This is a genomic window from Mariniradius saccharolyticus AK6 (assembly GCF_000330725.2).
Classification (GTDB): Bacteria; Bacteroidota; Bacteroidia; order Cytophagales; family Cyclobacteriaceae; genus Mariniradius; species Mariniradius saccharolyticus.
The window spans coordinates 127,943-149,180 of the sequence record NZ_AMZY02000020.1; the positions used below are offsets into that span (position 1 = coordinate 127,943).

General features: G+C 45.7%; 22 protein-coding genes. 9 read left to right on the forward strand and 13 right to left on the reverse strand.

What is annotated here, in order from left to right:
• Nucleotides 1-2 precede the first annotated feature (2 nt).
• From C943_RS19045 to C943_RS19080, 7 genes are all read left to right on the forward strand, one after another.
• Nucleotides 3-1,520, forward strand: coding sequence for a RagB/SusD family nutrient uptake outer membrane protein (locus tag C943_RS19045; protein WP_008631200.1), 1,518 nt, complete (start codon nucleotides 3-5; stop codon nucleotides 1,518-1,520).
• A gap of 14 nt (nucleotides 1,521-1,534) precedes the next feature.
• Nucleotides 1,535-2,023 (forward strand): DUF4843 domain-containing protein, encoded by a 489-nt coding sequence (locus C943_RS19050; protein ID WP_040481373.1) that lies wholly within the window; start codon nucleotides 1,535-1,537, stop codon nucleotides 2,021-2,023.
• Between the two features lie 53 nt (nucleotides 2,024-2,076).
• On the forward strand, nucleotides 2,077-2,739 hold the full coding sequence (locus C943_RS19055) for a hypothetical protein (RefSeq protein WP_157198622.1): 663 nt from the start codon (nucleotides 2,077-2,079) through the stop codon (nucleotides 2,737-2,739).
• A gap of 89 nt (nucleotides 2,740-2,828) precedes the next feature.
• Nucleotides 2,829-3,251: a 6-pyruvoyl trahydropterin synthase family protein gene (locus C943_RS19060; protein ID WP_008631206.1), complete on the forward strand. Its 423-nt coding sequence runs from the start codon at nucleotides 2,829-2,831 to the stop codon at nucleotides 3,249-3,251.
• 377 nt (nucleotides 3,252-3,628) lie between these two features.
• Entirely contained in the window at nucleotides 3,629-4,072 is a 444-nt protein-coding gene (locus C943_RS19065) for a hypothetical protein (RefSeq protein ID WP_040481375.1), read from the forward strand.
• 102 nt (nucleotides 4,073-4,174) lie between these two features.
• Nucleotides 4,175-4,519 carry a hypothetical protein gene (locus C943_RS19070; RefSeq protein ID WP_040481376.1) on the forward strand — a complete coding sequence of 115 codons (345 nt, stop codon included), beginning with the start codon at nucleotides 4,175-4,177 and terminating at the stop codon, nucleotides 4,517-4,519.
• Nucleotides 4,520-5,076: 557 nt separating this feature from the next.
• Nucleotides 5,077-7,254, forward strand: a complete 2,178-nt coding sequence (locus C943_RS19080; RefSeq protein WP_008631208.1) for a DUF5916 domain-containing protein — start codon at nucleotides 5,077-5,079, stop codon at nucleotides 7,252-7,254.
• A 59-nt stretch (nucleotides 7,255-7,313) separates the two neighbouring features.
• Here the strand turns inward: C943_RS19080 and C943_RS19085 are convergent, their stop codons facing one another.
• Nucleotides 7,314-7,883, reverse strand: a complete 570-nt coding sequence (locus C943_RS19085; protein ID WP_008631209.1) for a pyridoxamine 5'-phosphate oxidase family protein — start codon at nucleotides 7,881-7,883, stop codon at nucleotides 7,314-7,316.
• Nucleotides 7,884-8,099: 216 nt separating this feature from the next.
• Here C943_RS19085 and C943_RS19090 point away from each other — a divergent pair, with 216 nt between their 5' ends.
• Both C943_RS19090 and C943_RS19095 read left to right on the forward strand, forming a co-directional pair.
• Nucleotides 8,100-8,516: a hypothetical protein gene (locus C943_RS19090; protein WP_008631210.1), complete on the forward strand. Its 417-nt coding sequence runs from the start codon at nucleotides 8,100-8,102 to the stop codon at nucleotides 8,514-8,516.
• 99 nt (nucleotides 8,517-8,615) lie between these two features.
• Nucleotides 8,616-9,992: a serine hydrolase domain-containing protein gene (locus C943_RS19095; RefSeq protein WP_008631211.1), complete on the forward strand. Its 1,377-nt coding sequence runs from the start codon at nucleotides 8,616-8,618 to the stop codon at nucleotides 9,990-9,992.
• A 207-nt stretch (nucleotides 9,993-10,199) separates the two neighbouring features.
• On the opposite strand, the gene C943_RS19100 is transcribed toward C943_RS19095, so the two are convergent.
• The 12 genes from C943_RS19100 to C943_RS19155 form a co-directional block, all read right to left on the reverse strand.
• On the reverse strand, nucleotides 10,200-10,394 hold the full coding sequence (locus C943_RS19100; protein WP_008631213.1) for a type II toxin-antitoxin system VapB family antitoxin: 195 nt from the start codon (nucleotides 10,392-10,394) through the stop codon (nucleotides 10,200-10,202).
• 229 nt (nucleotides 10,395-10,623) lie between these two features.
• Nucleotides 10,624-11,661 carry a Fic family protein gene (locus tag C943_RS19105; RefSeq protein ID WP_008631215.1) on the reverse strand — a complete coding sequence of 346 codons (1,038 nt, stop codon included), beginning with the start codon at nucleotides 11,659-11,661 and terminating at the stop codon, nucleotides 10,624-10,626.
• A gap of 277 nt (nucleotides 11,662-11,938) precedes the next feature.
• Complete coding sequence (locus C943_RS19110) at nucleotides 11,939-12,616, reverse strand: hypothetical protein (RefSeq protein ID WP_040481381.1); 678 nt, start codon at nucleotides 12,614-12,616, stop codon at nucleotides 11,939-11,941.
• Between the two features lie 251 nt (nucleotides 12,617-12,867).
• Nucleotides 12,868-13,389: a DUF4411 family protein gene (locus tag C943_RS19115; protein WP_081610511.1), complete on the reverse strand. Its 522-nt coding sequence runs from the start codon at nucleotides 13,387-13,389 to the stop codon at nucleotides 12,868-12,870.
• Between the two features lie 2 nt (nucleotides 13,390-13,391).
• Nucleotides 13,392-14,543: an ImmA/IrrE family metallo-endopeptidase gene (locus tag C943_RS19120; RefSeq protein WP_008631220.1), complete on the reverse strand. Its 1,152-nt coding sequence runs from the start codon at nucleotides 14,541-14,543 to the stop codon at nucleotides 13,392-13,394.
• Nucleotides 14,544-14,927, reverse strand: a complete 384-nt coding sequence (locus C943_RS19125; RefSeq protein ID WP_040481385.1) for a hypothetical protein — start codon at nucleotides 14,925-14,927, stop codon at nucleotides 14,544-14,546.
• A 240-nt stretch (nucleotides 14,928-15,167) separates the two neighbouring features.
• The gene (locus C943_RS19130; protein WP_008631222.1) at nucleotides 15,168-16,502 is read right to left on the reverse strand and encodes a DUF58 domain-containing protein; all 1,335 of its coding nucleotides are present in this window, start codon (nucleotides 16,500-16,502) and stop codon (nucleotides 15,168-15,170) included.
• A gap of 1 nt (nucleotide 16,503) precedes the next feature.
• Nucleotides 16,504-17,499 (reverse strand): AAA family ATPase, encoded by a 996-nt coding sequence (locus C943_RS19135; RefSeq protein ID WP_008631223.1) that lies wholly within the window; start codon nucleotides 17,497-17,499, stop codon nucleotides 16,504-16,506.
• Entirely contained in the window at nucleotides 17,471-18,697 is a 1,227-nt protein-coding gene (locus C943_RS19140; RefSeq protein WP_008631225.1) for a DUF4350 domain-containing protein, read from the reverse strand. Before C943_RS19140 ends, C943_RS19135 begins: the two co-directional genes overlap by 29 nt.
• Complete coding sequence (locus tag C943_RS19145) at nucleotides 18,694-19,437, reverse strand: DUF4129 domain-containing protein (RefSeq protein ID WP_008631231.1); 744 nt, start codon at nucleotides 19,435-19,437, stop codon at nucleotides 18,694-18,696. The genes C943_RS19140 and C943_RS19145 overlap by 4 nt, the downstream gene beginning before the upstream one ends.
• Nucleotides 19,430-20,266: a hypothetical protein gene (locus C943_RS19150; protein ID WP_008631232.1), complete on the reverse strand. Its 837-nt coding sequence runs from the start codon at nucleotides 20,264-20,266 to the stop codon at nucleotides 19,430-19,432. The genes C943_RS19145 and C943_RS19150 overlap by 8 nt, the downstream gene beginning before the upstream one ends.
• Nucleotides 20,223-21,221, reverse strand: a complete 999-nt coding sequence (locus C943_RS19155) for a stage II sporulation protein M (protein ID WP_008631233.1) — start codon at nucleotides 21,219-21,221, stop codon at nucleotides 20,223-20,225. The genes C943_RS19150 and C943_RS19155 overlap by 44 nt, the downstream gene beginning before the upstream one ends.
• Between the last annotated feature and the right edge of the window lie 17 nt (nucleotides 21,222-21,238).

Genomic DNA, 21,238 nt, shown 5'->3' on the forward strand with positions numbered 1-21,238 from the left:
AGATGAAAAGAAATAATTCAATTTATAGCAAACTAGCAACCCTGTTCATTGGCTTTGCTGTAGTGTTGACTTCCTGTGATTTGGAGGTTAACCCAAGGCAGAGTATTGATGCGGTTGGCGCGTTGGACACTCCAAATGGTATAGATGCTGCCATCAACTCAATTTATGGTAGACTGCGTGTGGAATCCAATTATGGTCGCGATTTGTTGGCACTTGCTGACGCTTTGGCAGATGTAGGTAGAACTACAAGTAATTCAGGTCGTTTGATTGGTGAAAACAACAATCAGCCTAACGCGCACTTTACGGCAGGTTTTTGGCAAAATAGTTATGCCGCGATCAATGAGGCTAACCTGGTGCTTGATCAATTGCAGAAAGGTGTTCCCGGTGCTTCTGCTGCCCAACTTGCGAGATGGGAAGGTGAAACAAAATTCCTGAGAGCTCTGTATTACTTTGATTTGGTCAAAGCCTACTCATACATTCCTACTGCGATCTACACGCCTGGCGTGACAGACCAAGGAGGTATCCCATTGGAATTGGACGGTGTGATTACGCTTGAAAAAGCGCTTACAAGGCAGACACCAAGGGCAACAATAGATCAGGTTTACAATCAGATCTATGCTGACTTGAATTCGTCTATCGCACTCTTGACCGTTGCGGGTAGGGGTATCCAGTATGCTTCAGGTGCTGCTGCTACTGCCCTTCTGTCAAGGGTTGCACTTTATCGCGGTGATTGGGCGACGGCTGCTTCCGCTGCTACTACTGCGCTTGGTACAAGTGTCGGTAGAGTGACAGGTGTTGACAATTATGTGTCTGGTTGGAGACAGTCTGCCAATCCAGAATCAATGTTTGAGGTAAGGATCCAATTGGCGGCTGAGTCTTTGGGCGTGAACGTTTCCCTTCAGTCTTCATACACTGCCTTGTTGAACTTGGAAAACAAGAATGCGCAAGGTGGATGGGGTGATTTTATTCCTAATGCAACTATTCTTGGGTTCTTTGGTCTCGCGCCTCTACAAATCGGCAACCCAGCCTCAGACAACAACAACTGGGATGTAACAAGAAACTCAGATGTAAGAGCTGGGTTGTACACCACTGGCAATACGGTCCGAGGTGCAGGTCGTCAAATCGAATCTACGAAGTTTATCAGCAAAAATGGTTTCGCATTTGGTGACAATATTCCTGTAATCCGTAAGTCTGAAATGCACTTGAACAGGGCAGAAGCCAACTATCATTTGGGTAACGAAGCTGAGTCATTGGCTGAATTGAATGCCTTCAAAGCATTGAGAGGACTTGGTGCGGTGACTGTGACAGGTCAGGCACTATTGGATGAGATCCTGTTGGAAAGATTCAAGGAGTTTGCATTCGAAGGTCACCGTTTCTTTGATTTGAAAAGATATGGTAGGCCAATTATCAAAACTACTCCTGCTGTCAATGTACAGTTCGACGATTTCAGAATTCTGCCTCCAATCCCTCAGAGAGAAGTGGATGGTAATCCTAACCTGAACCAAAACAGAGGCTATTAAAATCTAAAGAAAATATGAAAAAGATACTAGCATTATTATCCTTTGCCATGGTCTTTGCTTTCTCTTCTTGTATTGAGCAAAACTATGTGACTTGGCAAGGTGCGGTAGTGGAATTTCAAGATGCTGTCGTTAGGACTCCAGTAGCGGGTACTGCAAATCCAGCTTATCCAAGAATCACCGTCGCCAATACAGTTGGTACTGTGAACCTTCAAGTGAACTTGGTGGCGGCACAAAGAACAAGCGATGAGACCATTACTTATCGCGTGGTTCCTGAAGGAACTACTGCCGTGGCAGGTACTGACTTCGCAGTCTCCGGTTCTTTGGTGATCCCTGCAAATTCCAGCTTTGGTACCTTGACTGTCAATATCCCAAACACCGGTGCTATCGGTGGCGCAGTGGATGTGTTGTTGGAGTTGGAAGGCAATGCCCAAATTCCGGCGAGCCAGAACTACAAGCAAGTGCAAATCAGAATCACTAGGCCTAATCCTCCAGCAGGATCCTAATAGTGTAAACCCAAAAAGGCCGGAGCTTTCCGGCCTTTTTTTAAACCTAGTTTATGAGTAAAATTAGTTATTTGATTGTATTGATAGTCCTGTTTTGTGGTATACAAAATGGACATGCGCAGCTTCAGATGCTGCGAGACCAAGGTACCGGGGCACCGATCACAGCCAATCCCTATGCAGGTGTGAAGGGTACTCCGTATATCGGCGAATTTGCTTCTGGGGCCATCATTTTCAATGAAAAGGACACGGCCAACAATATCCAAATTGCCTTTAACGGCTACGCCAATTCCTTGGAGGTGAAAGTGGACGGACAGATTTTTGCCTATACTCCCCAAAAAATCCTCGGCTTTGTAATCTCACCTGACGGGGGCGCGGAATTGTATAGATCTGGATTTGTGCTGCCTGGACTGGGTGAAAACCGATTCGTGCAGATTCTTGAAGATGGCAACTACACGCTCATCAAGCATAAGTACAAAATTTTGGGTAACGATCCCTCTGCCACGTATGGTACGCAAAATGCGAAGTCGTTTAATCCTGCAGAGGACCTGTTTGTGGCAAAAGGCGGTGTCGTGAAGCCTTGGAAGACCAAAACAAAGAACCTTGAAGAAATCTTTGGCCCGGACTACGCCAAAGTCGCTGCCCTGATCAAGGAAAACGGCTTGAATATCCGGGATGAGGCAGATGTGATACGCTTGTTCCGATTGCTCAATAGCTAGTCCATTGGGGCACCTGATTTCCTAAAACTTCCCGGTTTTCCTTCCGGGAAGTTTTTTTGTTATTTTTGCGCCTCATTCGGTAGAGAGTCATGGTACACGTCTGTAGGAAAGAGCACTTCAATGCGGCACACAAGCTTTGGAACCCCAATTGGTCGGAGGAGAAGAACAAGGAGGTTTTTGGCCCTTGCTCCAATGTCAATTGGCATGGTCACAACTTTGAACTGATCGTGACCGTGAAGGGTCTACCCGACCCGGAGACCGGTTTTGTAGTGGATTTGAAGGAATTGAGCAGGCTGATCAAAACCTTGGTCATCGATAAGGTCGACCACAAAAACCTCAACATGGATGTGGATTTTATGTTGGGAAAAATGGCAAGTTGCGAGAACCTCGTGATGGAATTCTGGAAAATCCTCGAGCCGGCCGTCAATGCCATCGTCCCAAATGGACATCTCTACAAACTGACACTTTACGAGACACCAAGGAATTTTGTGGAGTATTTTGGGGAGGGGTGATAGGTTACACCCACACTTAGGCGAAGTATGGCGCAGGCGCCAGGCATAACCTTCAATTACGACTTTCGATTTTTTGGTCTCCCCGTCTGGGTGAAATGTGGCGTAGGCGCTAGGCGTAATTTGCAATTACGCCTTTCTATGAAATGAATTTGTAATTCTTTCTACATTGAACTAACTTCCAATTCGATAGCTTGTCGAAAGTATGCAATTGCAAATTGGTGTTGATAATTGGGTGGAATTGCATCCGCGATGGCCATCGGGATCCACCTAGCCACCACCGAAAGGCAATACTGCACTTATAGGGGGGAAGTAACATTTTATTCTAAAATCATGAAAACTTATATATGAGAATAGTTTTGCTGTCAATTTTTTTGTTCATGTCTTGCAGACCCAGTGCCGTAGAAGACAAGAATAGTCAGGAACCATTGGAGCTAATCGCAATAGATTCAAAAGGTGATTTCAAGGAATTTTGGAAGAATTTAGGACAGGCGCTCATGCTTAATGATACAATTGTTCTTGATAAATATTTGGATTCTACTGTATTTTTTTATGGCAGAGAGGACATAGATCCAAGATTTGAATTGAACGGGAGCGAAAGGATCATTAAGGTCAGGGAAGTCTACCTAACCGGTGGGATTTACGACTATCAAAAGGACACAAGTATAAGTTATGTGGACTTTTTTTTGAATGTAGACTTATTAAATAAGGATTATCTTCAAGACAAGGATATTCAACAAATTGAGGACTTTGTTTTTAGGAGGAATACGTCCGGTGAGTGGAAGCTAACAGGAGTGTATTCTGACACAAAAAAAATAAAGTGATAGGTAAACTTAGATATGCACCCCAGCCACCACCGAAAGTCTATACTACGCCTAGAGGGGGGATAAACGAAATTTCTGGGAAAGATTTTAAATGCAACAGCGATGGGTAATTTTTATATTGAATTAAAGCAAACACTGCAAACAGTTTTAGACTGGTCAGAAAGTTTCAAAAAGGGCTATCGCAATTACAAGTTTGACATAGATGATGAATTATTTAAGCTTTCTGAAAAACATCGTAAAAACTTCCAGGCCGGTGATTTACTGTTAATTTACAATTTATTGGATTTTTATTGTGATGCTATAAAGCATGATTTCGATAATATTGATATTAATTATTCATTAGGACAGGCCCGCTCAGATATAAAATCAGTAATCGACGAGATCGGAAAAAATTCTGAAATAAATCTGCCCCATGTATTAAAGGAGAGGTTAAAAAACCTTTGCTAAAATTTTCCAATTTCGTTTTGATTTTATTCTAAATTGTTTTCACAAAACACAACGGCGGACAAGTTGTCCGTCAGGTCATTCGTTCCCCGGAGCAGGCCATGCGTGTGGCGACCATGGAGCCAGACAGGGCAGAGGAGGACCAAGCGTGAAGAATCAGTCCAGTGGACTGATTTAGCTTGGGGCCAGAATGCAGGGTAGTTGAGTTTGGGAATCCCGATAGCGTAGATGCAATTAAGGCTTTCGATTTTTTGATCCGTTTCGGCCGCCAGATGTAACTCACCTGATCCCAAATCATACTCCGATACCGAATTTGGAATTGAATTCCAATTGCATCCCAATTGTCTTGGATGGATTTGATAAAAGGACGAGATTACAGATCAATAGCTGTCGGCGCCCAGCCAGTCTACCACCGAAAGTCTATATTACACCGAGAAGGGGAGTCAATTTCTTCACCGAAAGTGAATTCCGAATGGTCCGAAGACTGACCCATCTCACCCGTGCCTATCGAATCCATCAATAATCCCAAAACTATCCACCGGTCAGCATAGCCTATCCCCATGCGCACGCTATTCCTATTCATGCTGATTTTCTTAGGCACTTATGCTTTTTTGCCAGCGCAAAAAATAAATGCCGACTACCGACTCCACATCCATCGGGCCATTTCTCCGATCGTGGTCGACGGCGTCATGGACGAAGAAGCATGGGAAAAGGCTGAAATAGCGACAGATTTTTTCATGATCACGCCGATGGATACCAGCTTTTCGAAGGTGAAAACCGACGTGCGGATGAGTTATGATGACCATCACTTGTACCTCCTGGTGGTCAATTACCACGCAGTGGAGGGTCCCTATATGGTCGAATCCCTCAGAAGGGATTTTTCCTTCGGGAAAAACGACAACTTTCTGTTGTTCATGGATCCCTTTGATGATCTGACGAACGGTTTTTCTTTTGGGGCCAATGCGGCTGGGGCCCAATGGGACGGGCAAATGTACAATGGAGGCGCGGTGGATCTGAGCTGGGACAACAAGTGGGTGTCCAAAGTCAAAAACTACGAGGACAAATGGATCTTTGAGGCGGCGATTCCTTTCAAATCCATCCGATACAAAAAAGGCATCACCGAATGGGGCATCAACTTTTCGAGATTGGACCTGAAAACCACGGAAAAGTCCGGCTGGGCTCCCGTCCCCAGGCAATTTCCCTCGGCTTCCCTCGCCTATACCGGAACCTTGGTCTGGGACAGTCCTCCCCCAGATCCCGGAGCCAACATTTCTGTGATTCCCTATGTACTGGGTGGCGTATCAAGGGATTTTGACCAAGAAGGGGAAAATGTCTACCGCAGGGAAGTCGGGATGGATGCCAAGATTTCCCTCACTTCTTCGCTGAACTTGGACTTGACGGTGAATCCCGATTTTTCGCAGGTGGAAGTGGATCGACAAGTGACCAATCTGGACCGATTCGAGCTCTTTTTCCCCGAGCGAAGACAATTTTTCCTCGAAAATGGAGACCTTTTTGCCAGCTTTGGGTATTCCACCATCCGCCCTTTTTTCTCTCGGAGAATTGGGTTGGAAGCGCCCATTCAATTTGGGGCTAGATTGAGCGGCAAGATTAACAAAGATTGGAGGATCGGAGCCATGAACATGCAGACAGGTGCGGTTTCCGAAACGGCCCTCCCAGCACAGAATTTCACGGTGATGGCCCTGCAGCGGCAAGTCGGTGCCCGCTCCAACTTCGGGGTTCTTTTGGTCAACAAGCAATCCCTGAACTACCAGCCCGATCCGAATACCGAACAGCCCACCTATTCTCAGTTCAACCGAAATGTGGCCCTCGAATACAATCTCGCCTCAGCCAATAATCTCTGGACGGGAAAAGTCATGGGCATCAAATCTTTTGGACCCAATGGGGCTGGGAATGGCGTTTCCCATGCCGCAAACCTGAAATATGCCGGAGGCAACCTCACCTGGAACTGGCAGCATGAATATGTGTCGGAAAATTTCACTGCAGAAGTGGGGTTTGTCCCAAGACGAGGCTTCGTAAAAATCGCCCCGCAAGTGGGTTATCGCTGGTTTCCGAAGAGTGCCAAAATCCTAAGCCATGGGCCAGATGGGAGTTTGACGCTATTTTTCAACACACAGGGAGTCTATACCGACAATGCTTCCTTTCTTTCCTATACGATTCGCTTCCGAAGCCAAAGTAATTTTTCAACCTTCCTGACCTACGATTTTGTCAAGCTCCAGGCACCTTTTGATCCCACCAATTCAGGCAGAGAAAAACTTCCCGTTGGGTCTGAGCATTATGCGATGGGCTGGAGGACCGAGTACACTTCCAAGCCTCAGAGTGTCTTTACTTATGGGTTTTCTACCCGAGTAGGCGGATACTATGCCAACGGAAACCTGTACACCTTCACCGGAGATCTAGGGTATCGATTCCAGCCTTATGTCAGCTTGGCTTTGAGCAGTACCTTCAATCAAATCCACCTGCCCGAACCTTGGGGGCAAACGGACTTTTGGCTCGTAGGACCCAGAATCGACGTGACCCTGACCAATACCGTTTTTTTCACCACCTTCCTCCAATACAACGAGCAAATCAAGAACATCAATCTCAATAGCCGGTTCCAATGGAGATTTGCGCCTGCTTCGGACTTGTTCATCGTGTACATGGATAATTACCTGCCGGACCCTTTCCATGTCAAAAACAGGTCGGTGGTTTTGAAGTTTACTTATTGGTGGAATGTCTAGGCGCGATTGGAATCCCGATAATGGGAGATGGAAAAACTTCGGCCCTAAGGCATTCTCTGTCAAGGCACCAGCCACTGACCTTCCCAGGATTCTTTTTTTGAGAACAAAATCCTCAAATGTCTCAAGCCATTTAGCTGTAAGGCTTCGATTGATTGGGGGATGAATTTCAAAACCGTGAAAAATTGATCATCCGTCTTCTCCGCCCAATCAAAACCCGATTCGGGATCTGAAATTGGAGTTCCGGGTGCCAAAGTAGAGGTATAGGCATTTTGGGCTTCATTGGGGACTTTTTTCCAAAAGTGTTTCGCTACTGCATCCTGATGGTGAATTTCAACTTCTGCCTTGATTCTGATCTGCACGCGTTTTTGGGAATGGTAAAAGTGTAAAGTTCCTATTGGACTTGCTGTCAGGTCGGCCACTTTTTCCGAGCGGTAATCCGTGAAGCAATGGAACTCAAAATTTTTGCCGATGGATCGGATCACCACCGTCCGAACTTCGGGGCCATATTTTCCGATCGTTCCAAGGTTGGCAAAGCGAAAGGGGTGCTTCGGGTCCAATGCTCCGCGATGCAGTTCATGGACGACAGCCTGCCAGATTTCGGATAAAGATTCGTTTTCGTTGAAAAGCATATCGGAGCATTTGGGTTTTAACTCCCGGCAAGAAATAGAGTTTGAAAGAGGTCATGTTTTGCGAAGGAATACTCCCCGTCTGGGTGAAATGGGGCGTAGGCGCTAGGCGCATTCCCTCGCCGATTCTTTTGTCCCGTTTACTCTGGCGATATTTTTTGAATTTGTAAATTGGAGGAGTATAGCCTAGTGTTTGAACAAAACTATCCCAGATACCCTATGTCTACCAAAAAATCATGGTCAGAGAAGTTCATGACCAGAACCGAACCGGAGGTCAAGCGGATCGAAAACGCCTTTGCGGATATCCCCGCAAATGGCTTGATGCTGATTGCCAGCCCAAAAATCCTTTCCGACTACCTGCACCAAGTGCCAAAAGGCAAAACGGTGGATATCAAAACCATTCGAAAAGATTTGGCACTGGAATACCGGGCCGAATATACCTGCCCGGTGACGACGGGGATATTTCTCCGTATCGCCGCGGAGGCTGCCTACGAGGCCTATCAAAAAGGCGAGCCGATCGAGCGCATCACGCCCTTTTGGAGGGCAATTGCACCCAATTCACCTGCTGCAAAAAAGCTGAGTTTCGGGCAAGAGTTCTTGGTCAAAATGCGGGAATTGGAAGGTATAGCCAGCTGAATGGGAATTTTTTTTCTTTGGGAAAGTGATGGCCTATTTCCAAGGCGGTATTTTTCTTACTTTCAAATGCGTGTTTCACCTACATTCCCCTAAGCATCTATGAAAAAAAGGCTTGGTCGCATCGTCTCTGTCGTATTGTTGATTGGATTGGCTTACGGCATTTCCTATGCATGGAAGTCCTTTCCCCTCATCAGCGCCTATGGCGCCAAAATCATGTGTAGCTGTGTCTTTGTGGCCGAGCGATCCGAGGCTTCTGTCCACAGCCAGGAATTGGGTTCCTTTCCGATTAGTCTGGGGAATTTTGCAGTGGATAGGGAAGGGCAAAAGGTAACCGGCAGTGTGTTCGGTTTGGCCAAGCGGGTTGCTATTTACCGGGAGGGCCAGGGCTGCACCTTGCTGTCCGGCGAAAGCGAATCCGCCGTTAGGAACCAGCCCTACTTTGCCGCCACCAAGCCAACTTGGTCCCAGGATACGGTACGCTGGCCCTCCGGAGATATGCTCAACGACTCAATCCTGAACCTTGCGCCTTATAGGAAAATCCAGGAAATGATCGACCATGAGTTGGAAAGTCCCGAAAGGAAGCCTCTGTTGACGCATATGATTTTGGTGGTGCACAAGGGGCAATTGGTGGCGGAAGGCTACGGCAACGACCATGACATCAACACCAAGCATACCTCTTGGTCTATGGGGAAAAGCATCATCAGTACCTTGGTAGGATTGCAGGTGGATAGGGGAATCATGACATTGGACCAGAAAAACCTGCTTCCCGAATGGTCCGACGAGCGGAGCAAAATTTCCCTGACAAATATGCTGCAGGCCACGAATGGGCTGGATTGGGTGGAAGATTACGGTGGCGTGTCGGATGCTACCAATATGCTTTTCTTGAAGCCTGATGCGGCAGCGATCGCGGCGGCCAAACCTTTGAAATATGAACCGGGAACATACTTTTATTATTCCTCCGGTACCACCAACATCGTTTCCAAAATCCTCAGAAACCAACTCGGGGAGGAGAAGTACCAGCGCCTGCCCTACGAGGATCTGTTTTACAAAGTCGGCATGCACCATACCGTGATGGAAAAAGATGCCTCCGGCACTTTCGTGGGTTCATCCTTTGTTTTTGCGCCAGGTCGTGATTTTGCAAGATTTGGCCTGCTGATGCTGAACAAAGGGAATTGGGAGGGCAGCCAAGTCCTTTCCCAAGAGTGGGTCAAGTTTGCTGTGACGCCCACGCCTGCCGCGCCTATAGGCCAGTATGGTGCACAGTGGTGGCTCAATGCCGGCAACAAGTACAATCCCGCTGATAAGTTGTTTCCCGATTTGCCCAACGATGCATTTTATGCCGGCGGCTTTGAGGGACAGTGGATATTGGTCATCCCGTCGGAGGATTTGGTGATTGTCAGGCTTGGCTACACGCCCAAAGGGGGATTCAGCATGAATGATTTTGCGGCTGGAGTGATAGCGGTTCTCGACAATTGAGACGGGATTTGAACCAAGAATGCATCTGCCAAATTGAGAGCCAAGGGAATTTTCCCCCAGTTAGTCTAAAATGCAACTGACCGAAGCCCTAGGTGTTTTTCGATTAATTTGAAGTCATGGTCATTGTGTGGGAGTTCGAGTCGTTTTCGATGTAAAAAGTCTTGTCTCCATCGAAGAGATCAATCCATACAAATAATCCAATCAATATCACGAGTCGCGGCGCATTTCTTCCAGATTACCCTCCCATATGAGTTTTCCCCGGAATGATTTAATGCGCGCTTGTTGTTCCAATGCTACAAGCAGGCGCAGCCCAGCCTCGCCGGTTTCTTTTTTGGTCTTATTGCCAGAAGCCCTCATAGCTGCTTCCATGAGCGCTTCGTCGATGTCAATTGTTGTTTTCATGTTGTCGGTTTTTCGGAGACGAACAAATATTTTTTCCTCTCAATTGTCCGAAAAAGTAAACTCGAAATATATTCTGTAAAGGTGCTGTGATCCAAAACGATGCCATTAGAACCTGTAGGTTATGGCATAAGGCGTTGACTTAAGGGGATGTATGAATCAATATATTGATGTTAACTCGGCGATCATCATTCTTATTAGTTAAAGGCGCCTTTGACAAAAATGCAACCTATTATATCGTGTAACTCACATTTCGTCCGCTACCTTGTTTTTCAATCAGTCCTTTGTTGACCAACTCTGACAGAACACGTTTCACAGTGGGTAATGGTATTGCCAATTTTTCGGAGATTTCTCCCGATTGTATGTTTGGGCGATTTTGGATAATTGTAAAGATTGATTTTTCCTTTGGCGAAATTTGTGCTTCTACACCGGTGGTATTCAGTTTCACCAATAGTTTTGACTGAATATTGGAAATGCAACTCAAAAAGAATTGAATCCAAACGGTTATGTCTTCGTGTGGGCGTTTTGCCTGGCAGCTTCTGAGAACCTGATAATATTCGTTTTTTCGGTTTTCGATTTCATGTTCGAAACTTACATATTGTATCCATTTATACCCGTTTTTGAGTAATAGCAGCGTTGATACCAAACGACTCAATCTGCCGTTTCCATCTTGGAAAGGGTGAATGCTCAAAAAGTCATAGACAAAAGATGCTATTTTGATCAAGGGGTGTATCTCAGTTTCGGAATTATACCAATTCAGCAAAGCTCTTATTGCGTCTTCTGTTGCAAATCCTGCTTCGGTTGTTTGAAAGATGATTTCCCTTGTACCGTCCGGGAATGATGCTTCAACAGCGTTGCTATGGGCCTTGTAATTTCCTTTATGCCATTGGTCTTTGTCGCTATAACGCAAAAGGCTATTGTGTAAACTTTTGATGTGGCTTTCGGTAAGATTGATGTTTTCGTATGATTCAGAAATCAAGTCCAAGACTTCAAAATAACCGACTACTTCCTGCGAATCTCTATCGGTGAGTTTTGTTATGTCTATTTTTTGAAGTAGCACGTCGACCTCTTCGTCGCTCATTCTGTTTCCTTCAATCCGGTTTGAAGCACCAACACTTCGCACGGTAGCGATGTTTTTCAGCTCTTTGAGGCTTTGTCCTTCCCTTCGTTCAATGGCCGTCCAGCTTGCATCGAAGCGGTCAATTTGGCTGATGAAGTTAATTAGCTTCCAATTAATGTTCAGTTTAAAGGAATATACTTCTATGTCCATTTTGATACGATTTGATACGTAAAGATACGATTATGATTTGAAACAGTGAAAAAAAATGATACGATTTGATACGATTTGATTTGTTTCCGATACGAAAAGTGTCCGTTTATTGAATTATGGAAGCATCACAAAACGAGAGTTCGTCATGCCAACCTGGGACTCTAAAAAAAGCTCCCAAAAGGAGTGAAATTTGGTTTGAATCCAAGAAATTTGGCGGAAGATTTGGGCGACGGGAAAATGGGGTGAAGATATCGCATATTCAACTGGCAGCTAATGTTTATCCGCCAACTTCAATTGGTTTTTTGAGTTTCCTCAGATTCCAATTTTGAGTGATCCATTTACCTTCATCCCATTTTTTTATCCAAATACTTTTAAACCGCGAATCTATTCGAGAAGTGTCCCGCATAAAAGTTAGTACATCTTCGGTGGTGAAATAAAACTCAACAAATTCTCCTAGATGACTGGCATGACTGATTTTTACCAAATCATACTTGTCTTTTAATTCATTTAAACTCGAAAAATATTCAAACGGGTCTTTTTTGCTCAGTGAATCCGGGTGCACGGATTTAACTAAAACGTCCCAATTTTTGAATATCTGAACTTTGTTATCCGTCTTAACCAATTTTAGATTGAAAATGGAAGTGTCAGGCTCTAATTTTATGGAGAAATCCTTGATGAATCTCTCTGGCCTGTTTATAAATAATTCCAATCTGTCTTCAAATTGAGAGAATCGAACATTATACCGCAATTCCTGCACAGAGTCATTTTGCAAAAAACCATTTGGCCCTCTGTAAATAAAATACAAGTGTTGCAAATCCTTTAAAATTAAGGAGTCGATTTCGCCAATGAACTCCTTTGCTCTTTCGTCAATGTTCACTGTGTCAATTTCCCTTTCTGAGTGGCAAAAGGTGAGTAGTCCAAATGCAAGGATGCTTAGGATTTGAAAAAATTTCATATTCAACTTTCCATTATTTGTTGTTGCCTTCTTTATATCAGATTTTCTTTAATCCCGAGGCCCCGAAAATTACCCCAACAATCTCTACCACACCCGTCGGCCCGCTTTTGTGGATAAATAATTTAGTTGAATTTTTCGTCGAAAATTAGGACTATTTCCAAGCATCATTCTGTGGACATTGTTTATCAGGATGCCCTTGGCGCTATCGCAATGCCGCACGTCGTGGGCCTACCTAATCGACTTCAACCTTTTTATGGTTTTCTTCTCTCCATTCTTAATCCTCTTTCATGCAAAAACTCATACACGTCAATACACTTTACACCATTTTTATGAGCTACAGCCGGAATTCGGTTTGGCTTCAATTTGTTTTCATCGGTTATCAAGACATAATTGTGAACTTTACAAAATCCAATTAGATAAGGATCAGCCTCTTCTTTTCCCTCCGCTTGTTTATTAGGTTTTAAAAAGCCTGTATTGTATTCCTCGTTGATAATTGGTCTTGCAGCATTAAAACTATTAGCGTCAGTTTCAACAACTAATCGTTTTCTCCATTTATTTACCCAATCCTTGAGAAAAATCTCTTTACCTCGATACTCATTGATTTCTTGCTCAACGAAATCAATCACTAAAAATCTTCCCTGTACAATCAAATCTTCAATCTCTTCCCAAATGGCTGTAAATACTGGATTTTCTCGTTTGAATGTTAAATCCAACCTCATTAACGCACTCGTATCAATAACGTAAACCGTATTTCCTTCGCTGAATAAATCCATGGTTAGGCATTGAGCAGTTGTCTTGTTTTGGGTATGTAGGACAACTTAACGCCTAAAAAATCAGACAAGTCCTTTAAATTTATTCGGTTTTGATCATAAGCTTTAAAGGCTAATGAAACATACGTTCTGCCTTTTTCCGTCAGCGCTTCCTTGTGTAATTCTCTACCTTTAGGATCCTTTGCTCTTCCAAATCCTTTCGACTTATTCCATTGTGCGTGTTTCTCCTGGTAGAAATTTTTCGTTGTAAGCTTTTGTTCAAACAACCTTCTCAAAATTGCCAAAGGGCCGACATGGAAATATTTTCCTAATTCAACTAGGTCTTTTAGTTTCCATTCACTTTCGCCTTTCCTTTGGTAATCAAGAACAATTGCCATGTTAAGTAGGTCCGAAGTTGGAACTAAAACCTCCGCGGAAAAAGCGTTACACCATCTTTCTAATTCCCATCCCGGGTTTAAGGATAAATCAGTTATCGCCCCTTCGTTTAATATAATATGTCCCAACTCATGAAATAAGGTAAATGTCTTTGAATGAGCCTGCTCACCACCTCTTTTAATACCAATGATAGGTACAAGATCATCAACAATGGCAAAACCCCTCACATTATCTTGTGTAAGGCTTAATTGAAAGACAGCAATCCCCAAAGATTCAACTTTTTCAATGTACGCTTCTAACGCAAGTTTGACATCTTCAATCTCCCTTATTTCATTCAACTGTAAATGCTGGCGAATTTTCTGTGCAATTTCTCTGGGATTTTCTTGAAGAGTTGCTGATATGCTGAATTTCGGAAAAGGCATACCCATTTCTTCTCGTAGTTCAACAAAGGAATGAGCCAATGCCCTTGCCTTACGGACTGCCATAATGGTTTTTTCATGGAAGTGTCCAAGCTCTTTTGAATCTATGGTTCGTCTGTCCTTTGGAAGTGGTTTCTCTTTTGGTGGTGTATTCAACAGGAGTGTTGCGATGGTGCGTTTGTAGGTTTTGGAAAATACTTTTAATTCCTCCAATGTAGGCTGCTTTTCGCCTGTCTCCAATTGAACCAATCGCTTTGGAGAAATACCCGTAGTTTCAGAAGTCTGTGTACGATTCAATGCAAGCGATTCCCTTGCCCAAACAAGGACTTCATGATTTACATTGATATGGATATTGTCATTCATTTATCTAGTTACTAATTGCCTGTATTGAGTAAACTCCATTGGATGAGAATTTGTGTTCAAATGATTTCCAATAAACTCAATACCTTCTGCTGTTAATCTGCCTACTAATTCAAAAGCTCCCCATCCCTGAAATTTAATAAAAAGCTGATTCACAAAATGTGTATTTGAAAATACAATTTCATGTCCTTTTTCGAAATGGTTTGCAGTCATCAAAATATTGTCGAATTTTTCATTAGGTGCTGTATGCGTCAACATAATTCCATGAAAGTCACTGTTCCCATCATACAAATCATCCCAAACTACAGCAGGGTGAAACAAACCATTTTGCCAATCTCTCTTGGCAACTCGGCTCGATGGTAATAATATATCTCCTTTAAAAAACATTTTCGTTATTTAATCTCATTCGAAAAAAAAAAGGGACACAACTCATGCGTGAACTAAACACTAGATGCTTTCTCAATATCTCAGTGTAATTTCAATCATATTGTCGATTGGATCCAATCAATCTAAACATAATTTTTTGAAAATAAATATCCAATCTGTCCACAGATCTATTTGTGTTCAATTCCCTTGGTCCTATTTCTGGATTTTTCTTCACGATTTGAAATGGCTCTTCCCTCCCCCCTAAATCAACCCCTTTGCCTTGATTTCCAGGTATTTGTTGATGGTTTGGATGGAGAGGGATTGGGGGGCGCAGAGGATGGTTTGGATGCCGTGGCGTTTGAGTTCCTTGGCTATCAGCCGCTTGTCGTAAATAAACTTGGCGGCGATGGTCTTTTCGACGATGCCCGAAAGTGAACTGGCCGGCTGCTCGGAAAATTCCTCCAAGAGGTGGTTTTCGAAAAACACCACCAAGACCACATGGTGCTTGGCCAAGGCCCTCAGAAAGGGCAGCTGCCGCCGCATCGCACCCGCATGCTCAAAGTTGGTGTAGATCATCAGCAGACTCTTTTGACCGACTTTCTTGCGCACCCAGCTGTACAGTTTCCCGAAGTCCGACTCCGGAAATCCCGTTTGGATATTGTACAGCAGTTCCATGATGGTCTTGATCTGGGTGGGACGGTGGTGCGCCTCACAGGTCGGGCCGATTTGGTCCGAAAAGGTCGCCAACCCTGCTTTGTCGCCGTTTTTCAACGCGATATTGGAAAACACCAAGCTGCTGTTGATCGCGTAGTCCAGCAAGCTGAGTCCATCAAAGGGCATCTTCATCACCCTTCCCAAGTCTATGATGGAATACACGGGCTGTGCTTTTTCCTCTTGGAAATGGTTGGTCATGGGCTTGCCCGTCTTGGCTGCAGCCTTCCAGTTGAGGTGGCGGAGGTCATCACCCACGACATAGGGTTTGATCTGCTCAAACTCCCGGCTGTGACCAAACTTGCGGAGCTTTTTCAGCCCGTATTCCCGCTTCATGGCATTGAAGGCCAGAAACTCGTATTTCCGCATCTGGAGGAAGGAGGGGTAGACCTTGACGGTTTGGCGGTCGTCGAAGCTATAACGCCGGGCGACAAGTCCCAAGGGCCCGTGGGCAAAGAGGTGCAGGCTGCCAAAGCGGTACTCTCCCCGCAGCTTGGGGGTCAGAGAGTAATGGGTTTCGCGGCTTTCACCCGGTGCCAGGTCGGTAAAATATCCAAAGTCCCGTTTTTGGAACTGCTCGGGGATTTCGTCGAGGACAAAAAGGCGGACGGCAAACCGGTACCCATTGGAAATGGAAATCCCGACCTCGTTGGCGTCGCTGTTGGAAAACTTCTCGGGAAGGATGCGGCTTCCTTGGATGCCAGCCTTTTTCCCAAACACCGACAGCAAATCCACGAGGAACAGCGCAGTCAGCATGCAGGCCAAAAACAGCGCAATCGGATACACTATCCAAAACCAAAAAGACAAAAAGAAGACCAAGGCCACCACCGCCAAGCCGAGGTAGAGCCTTTTGCCCAAAAACAATTGTCTGTACAGCGTCAGCAAGTCAGCGGGGGATTTCGATGGATTGAACGATGCCTTCCAAGATCAAGTCAGGCGATACGCCTTCCATTTCTTTTTCGGGATTGAGGATGATGCGGTGCCGCATTGCCGGGATGGCCGCACGCTTGATGTCCTCGGGAATGACAAAATCCCTCCCGGACATGGCCGCCAAAGCCTGTGAGGCTCGGAGAATTGCCAAGGAAGCACGCGGAGAAGCGCCCGCATAGAGGCTCGGATGCGACCTTGTCTTGACTACCATTTGTGCGATGTATTGCAGGAGCTTTTCCTCAATCCGGACGGCAAAGGTCCACTTTTGGAACTGGTTGACTTCCTCCCCGGACAGGACGGGATCCACCTGGGGTTCGTCGGCAGTGTCCGAACCGCGGTTTTTGAGGATGAGAATTTCTTCTTCTAGGTTGGGGAGGCCGAGCTGGATTTTGAACAGAAACCTGTCCAACTGTGCCTCAGGAAGTCGGTAGGTACCTTCGGAGTCGATGGGGTTTTGGGTCGCGAGGACCATAAACGGCGGCGGCATCGGATAGGTGTGGCCATCCATGGTCACCTGCCGTTCTTCCATGACCTCAAACAAGGCTGATTGGGTCTTGGCCGGGGCGCGGTTGATTTCATCGATCAAAATGATGTTGGAGAAAATGGGCCCTTGCTTGAATTCAAACTCGCCCGCTTTGAAGATGGACGTGCCAAGCACATCGGCGGGCATCAGGTCGGGCGTGAATTGGATGCGGCTGAATCCCGTATGGATCGACTTGGCAAACAATTTACTCGTTAGGGTTTTGGCGATGCCGGGAACGCCTTCGAGCAGGATATGTCCCTTGGCGAGCAAGGCGACAAGCATGAGCTCGATCATTTCATCCTGCCCAACGATGGTTTTTTTGATTTCTTGGCGGACTTTTTCCATGCCCGCGGCGATGGTTTCCACAGGGATGCGGTTGCCAAACGGCAAGGACTCGGCGCTATCGGGCGTGTTGGAGGTTTCTTCCATATTGCTGTTGAGATTTAAACTTTTCGATGGTTTGGTGAATGTGTTGGATGTCTTCCTGCCCGAGGTTTTCCCTCTTTTCCAGCTCGGTCAATTTCAGGACAGTTGCCTTGGACAACTCCAGATCGACGCCGCTTTTCTCGGAAAGCAGGATAATGCCGTCCATTTTGTTTTCCTCCATTTGCAGGAGAAAATGCGTCCTGCAGTAGTCCCAAAACAACTTGATCTGCAAATGTCCGAGCTCTGTCATATTTGGCTGCTTCAGGTACATGGAAGCGATCGTCTTGGCAAATTCCAAACTCTTGTTTTGGGGCGGATAGATGACGTTGATGGCTTTTTGTCTTCTTTTTCCTTCAAAAACCACCCACAGAACGAGTAGGATCCAGCAAGTGAAGTACGCCGCGCTCAGGTACTTATTACTCAAAATCAGGTATAAAGGTGAGAGGTTGGTGTTTTTTCCGATCTTGATGTATTGGTCCAAGAAAACCGGCTGCCCCGAGTCCCAGGTCCCCAAGACCTGTTCGGTGTAGACCTTGTTGTTCTTATCCAACAGAAAATAATTGGAAAATGCCTCGGGAAAGGCATGCAAGGTGACAAGGCCGCTTCCCTTGCGGATTTGGATGAAGTTGGGTTGTGCGCCTAAGGTGTCCACGGCTGCAGTGGATTGAATTTTTCCCAACGTACTGACTTGGACGCTATCTCCCCACTTGAAGTACACACCCAAATTGAATTCCTCAAAAAGGATCGAATCGGGCAAATGCATTGGTTTTTCCAAGCTAAGCTGGGATATACGGGTCAATGAGAAATCCTCGGGGAAAATCTTGGTCTTTATGGAAAGACTGTCAAGCAGTGGTTCGGAGAAATCAGCCGCCGAAATGAACAAGTGACCGCCTGATTCGACCCAATTAATAAGCTTTTCAGTCTCCTCGGGGTCAGAATCAAAGTATTGGTTGACAAAGACGTAAATAGCCTGAGACGGGGCTTCTTCAATCCATTCGTATGGTGGGCGATTCACATCTTTCCAGATCGAATCGCCCTTCTTGATCAAGTCGTAAAACACCTTTGCGCCAAAAGGGCGTGTATCGTTCTGTTCGTAGCTTGGCGACCAATCGATCGGTGGCGGGCTCGCATGTATCAGCAGCAGTACGCCCAAGATGAGCAGCGAAATCAATGCAAAGAGGATTTTGGTACCGGTGCTCATCGGAGTTGGTCTATTTGGTTAAATGCCTTTTCGAGGTCTCCGTAAGTCTTCTCGTCCAAATCAAAATGCCCGTACCACACGAAATTGTAGATACGCGTCACTTCCGAAAACGGCGCTTGGAATCCCGTCCCTTGCAGCTCGCGCTGGTATTCATAATTGGTTTTGGAGGATTTCCAGACAATCAGTTTTTGCTGGATCAGGTGTTGGAGGACGATCAAATACCGATAGCGCAAAGCTAGTCGATAGTCTCCGCTGCGCATGGCGTCCTCGGCGAGGGCTTTGAGGTTGTGGCTCTTCAACAGAACCTCATCGGAACTGATAGCAGAAAGCGCGAATCGCTTGTCTTGGCTTTCCCCGCCGCCATACTTCATCGCTAACCACACGAGTAGGGCCATCAATACCAGGAGCAGCAGGTACGGAGCCAATTGGAAAAACACTTTCCAGAAACCAGAGAATGCCCGGCTGCCAAAGATGCCCGCCCAAAACCTATCCCAGGCATTTTGGATCCTTTGTTTAATCTTGTCGAGCCAAGTCTGTTCTTGCTGGATTTCTTTGTACTGGAATTCCTTTTGGGCGAGGTAAGAATCTACATAGTCGGTTCCAAATTCCGCAGGTCGATGGTAATCGAAACCCAGAGAATCTTCCTTTGTGCCAATACTATCCGAGGCCATTTCCTGAAGGGCTCTCGCCTGAAAATGGAACAATAATGGGAAAAGGAAAAGCAGGAGTTTCTTAGCCAAGTTCTTCGAGTTTTGCCTTGATGCCGGTTCTGTTTTTTTCCTCATCCAAATCAAAATACACCAAGCCCGTCGCAATGATCATGAATATCGACAAAAGGTTACTTGCTGCGGACCCGATTGTGGCCAACAATAGGTATATGAAATCGCCGCCGAATTCTTCAAATTCACCGCTTCCTTGGCTTGCCTCAAAGAACGCCTTGACGCCGATGTATACCGTTCCTGGTAGTTGGAAAACAAATGAAATGATACTGATCAAGATAGCCATGACGACGATGGTCCCGAAGGTAACCCACCAATAACCCGAAACCAGTTTGAAAGCGGCACGGATGCTGTCTCTTTTTCCGAGTTTTTTGAAAAAGAAAACAGGAAAGGCCAGGGCAATCGGTACGATAAAATATATTCCGGGAAAAAAGAAGAATACGAACCCAAAGATGAGGAGCAAGTAGGCCATGATGCTCAGCAAGATCATTTGGCCGATGTTACTTTTGGCCTCACGGATCACGGGCTCTTCCGATACCTTGCCTTTTGTATCCAAGTATTGCTGCATGAACGCGAAGATCGAGGACGTGGCAGAAGCATAATAAAGCACTGAACCTATCATCAAAAGGACAATTGATATGCCAAACGTCGCGAGGTCCTCGGTGACCAGCCTATTCAAGTTGGCGTATTGGTAATAGCCCGAAAACAGCACGCTTAGTAGGAAGAAGATCCCGGTGGTTTTCAGCAGGATGTTGAAAAGCGGCTTGCTGTTGATTCTGGCAAACGCAAAGGTGTCGGAGAGGATTTCACCGAGATCCCTTTTCTTTCTCAATTCGATGTAGTTCTGCATGATTGTATTGGTTGTGAAGTTTGATGGGTAAATAGACATAGTAGTAAATGACCAGGGTAAGCGAACCCAGAATAATGACGAGACTAAGTGCGTCCGGCATTTGGGTGTAGCGGGTGACGAAGGATTCCAGGAATCCTGCAATGACAAAGAAAGGGATTGTGCTGGCGAGAATCTTCAGGCCATCTTTCATCCCGCGTTGGAAGGAAAGCAGGCGGCTGTAGGTGCCGGGAAAAAGGATGCCGGTCCCCAATACCAAGCCCGCACACCCGGCAATCACGATCACCGATATCTCGAGCGTCCCATGGATCCAAATCGTCCGGAAGGATTCCCAAAGCAGACCGTGGGTATGGAAATAGTACTGGAATGAGCCAAGCATTATCCCATTGTACATGAGGATGAGCAAGGTGCCGACGCCGACTATGATTCCAGCGACAAATGCCGTAATCGCCACCCGGATGTTATTGACCGTGATGCCGAGAAACATATCCACTTGGTTCATCTTCTTGTAGACTGCCATGGGGTCGCCGGCCTCGATATTGGCGAGGGTTTGGTTGATATAGCCGTCACCCAATATCGAGCGGACAAAGGAAATCTCCGTCTTGGTCGAATAGGCCCCCATCAGGCAGAAAAGCGCAAATACCCCAAACGCAACCGCCAGATGCGGCAAGTATTTGTAAAACAGCAAGGGGAAATCCCTGGTATAAAAATCAACTATCTTCCTGACACCGGTGGTTTTGTCCTGGTACACTTCCCGATGGTAGTTGGAGGCAAGGTGATTGAGGTAGGAAAATGCCTTGCCTTCCGGAAAAAATGTCTTGGCATAATTCAAATCATCCGTAATCTCCAAATACAAATCAGCCAATTTGGAAGGTGAGAGGGAGTTTTTCTTGGAAATATGCTGCTCAAAGACTTTCCATTTGTCCTGGTTTCTTTTGATGAAAAGCGACTCCCTCATAGACTTCGATTGACTAG

Coding starts and splice junctions, on each gene's coding strand:
- C943_RS19135 (WP_008631223.1), bottom strand. CDS start 17,499: ATGGAAGAAACCTCCAACACGCCCGATAGCGCCGAGTCCTTGCCGTTT.
- C943_RS19120 (WP_008631220.1), bottom strand. CDS start 14,543: ATGAATGACAATATCCATATCAATGTAAATCATGAAGTCCTTGTTTGG.
- C943_RS19100 (WP_008631213.1), bottom strand. CDS start 10,394: ATGAAAACAACAATTGACATCGACGAAGCGCTCATGGAAGCAGCTATG.
- C943_RS19045 (WP_008631200.1), top strand. CDS start 3: ATGAAAAGAAATAATTCAATTTATAGCAAACTAGCAACCCTGTTCATT.
- C943_RS19095 (WP_008631211.1), top strand. CDS start 8,616: ATGAAAAAAAGGCTTGGTCGCATCGTCTCTGTCGTATTGTTGATTGGA.
- C943_RS19140 (WP_008631225.1), bottom strand. CDS start 18,697: ATGAGCACCGGTACCAAAATCCTCTTTGCATTGATTTCGCTGCTCATC.
- C943_RS19155 (WP_008631233.1), bottom strand. CDS start 21,221: ATGAGGGAGTCGCTTTTCATCAAAAGAAACCAGGACAAATGGAAAGTC.
- C943_RS19105 (WP_008631215.1), bottom strand. CDS start 11,661: ATGGACATAGAAGTATATTCCTTTAAACTGAACATTAATTGGAAGCTA.
- C943_RS19150 (WP_008631232.1), bottom strand. CDS start 20,266: ATGCAGAACTACATCGAATTGAGAAAGAAAAGGGATCTCGGTGAAATC.
- C943_RS19050 (WP_040481373.1), top strand. CDS start 1,535: ATGAAAAAGATACTAGCATTATTATCCTTTGCCATGGTCTTTGCTTTC.
- C943_RS19125 (WP_040481385.1), bottom strand. CDS start 14,927: ATGTTTTTTAAAGGAGATATATTATTACCATCGAGCCGAGTTGCCAAG.
- C943_RS19080 (WP_008631208.1), top strand. CDS start 5,077: ATGCGCACGCTATTCCTATTCATGCTGATTTTCTTAGGCACTTATGCT.
- C943_RS19055 (WP_157198622.1), top strand. CDS start 2,077: ATGAGTAAAATTAGTTATTTGATTGTATTGATAGTCCTGTTTTGTGGT.
- C943_RS19085 (WP_008631209.1), bottom strand. CDS start 7,883: ATGCTTTTCAACGAAAACGAATCTTTATCCGAAATCTGGCAGGCTGTC.
- C943_RS19110 (WP_040481381.1), bottom strand. CDS start 12,616: ATGAAATTTTTTCAAATCCTAAGCATCCTTGCATTTGGACTACTCACC.
- C943_RS19060 (WP_008631206.1), top strand. CDS start 2,829: ATGGTACACGTCTGTAGGAAAGAGCACTTCAATGCGGCACACAAGCTT.
- C943_RS19065 (WP_040481375.1), top strand. CDS start 3,629: ATGTCTTGCAGACCCAGTGCCGTAGAAGACAAGAATAGTCAGGAACCA.
- C943_RS19070 (WP_040481376.1), top strand. CDS start 4,175: ATGGGTAATTTTTATATTGAATTAAAGCAAACACTGCAAACAGTTTTA.
- C943_RS19090 (WP_008631210.1), top strand. CDS start 8,100: ATGTCTACCAAAAAATCATGGTCAGAGAAGTTCATGACCAGAACCGAA.
- C943_RS19115 (WP_081610511.1), bottom strand. CDS start 13,389: ATGGATTTATTCAGCGAAGGAAATACGGTTTACGTTATTGATACGAGT.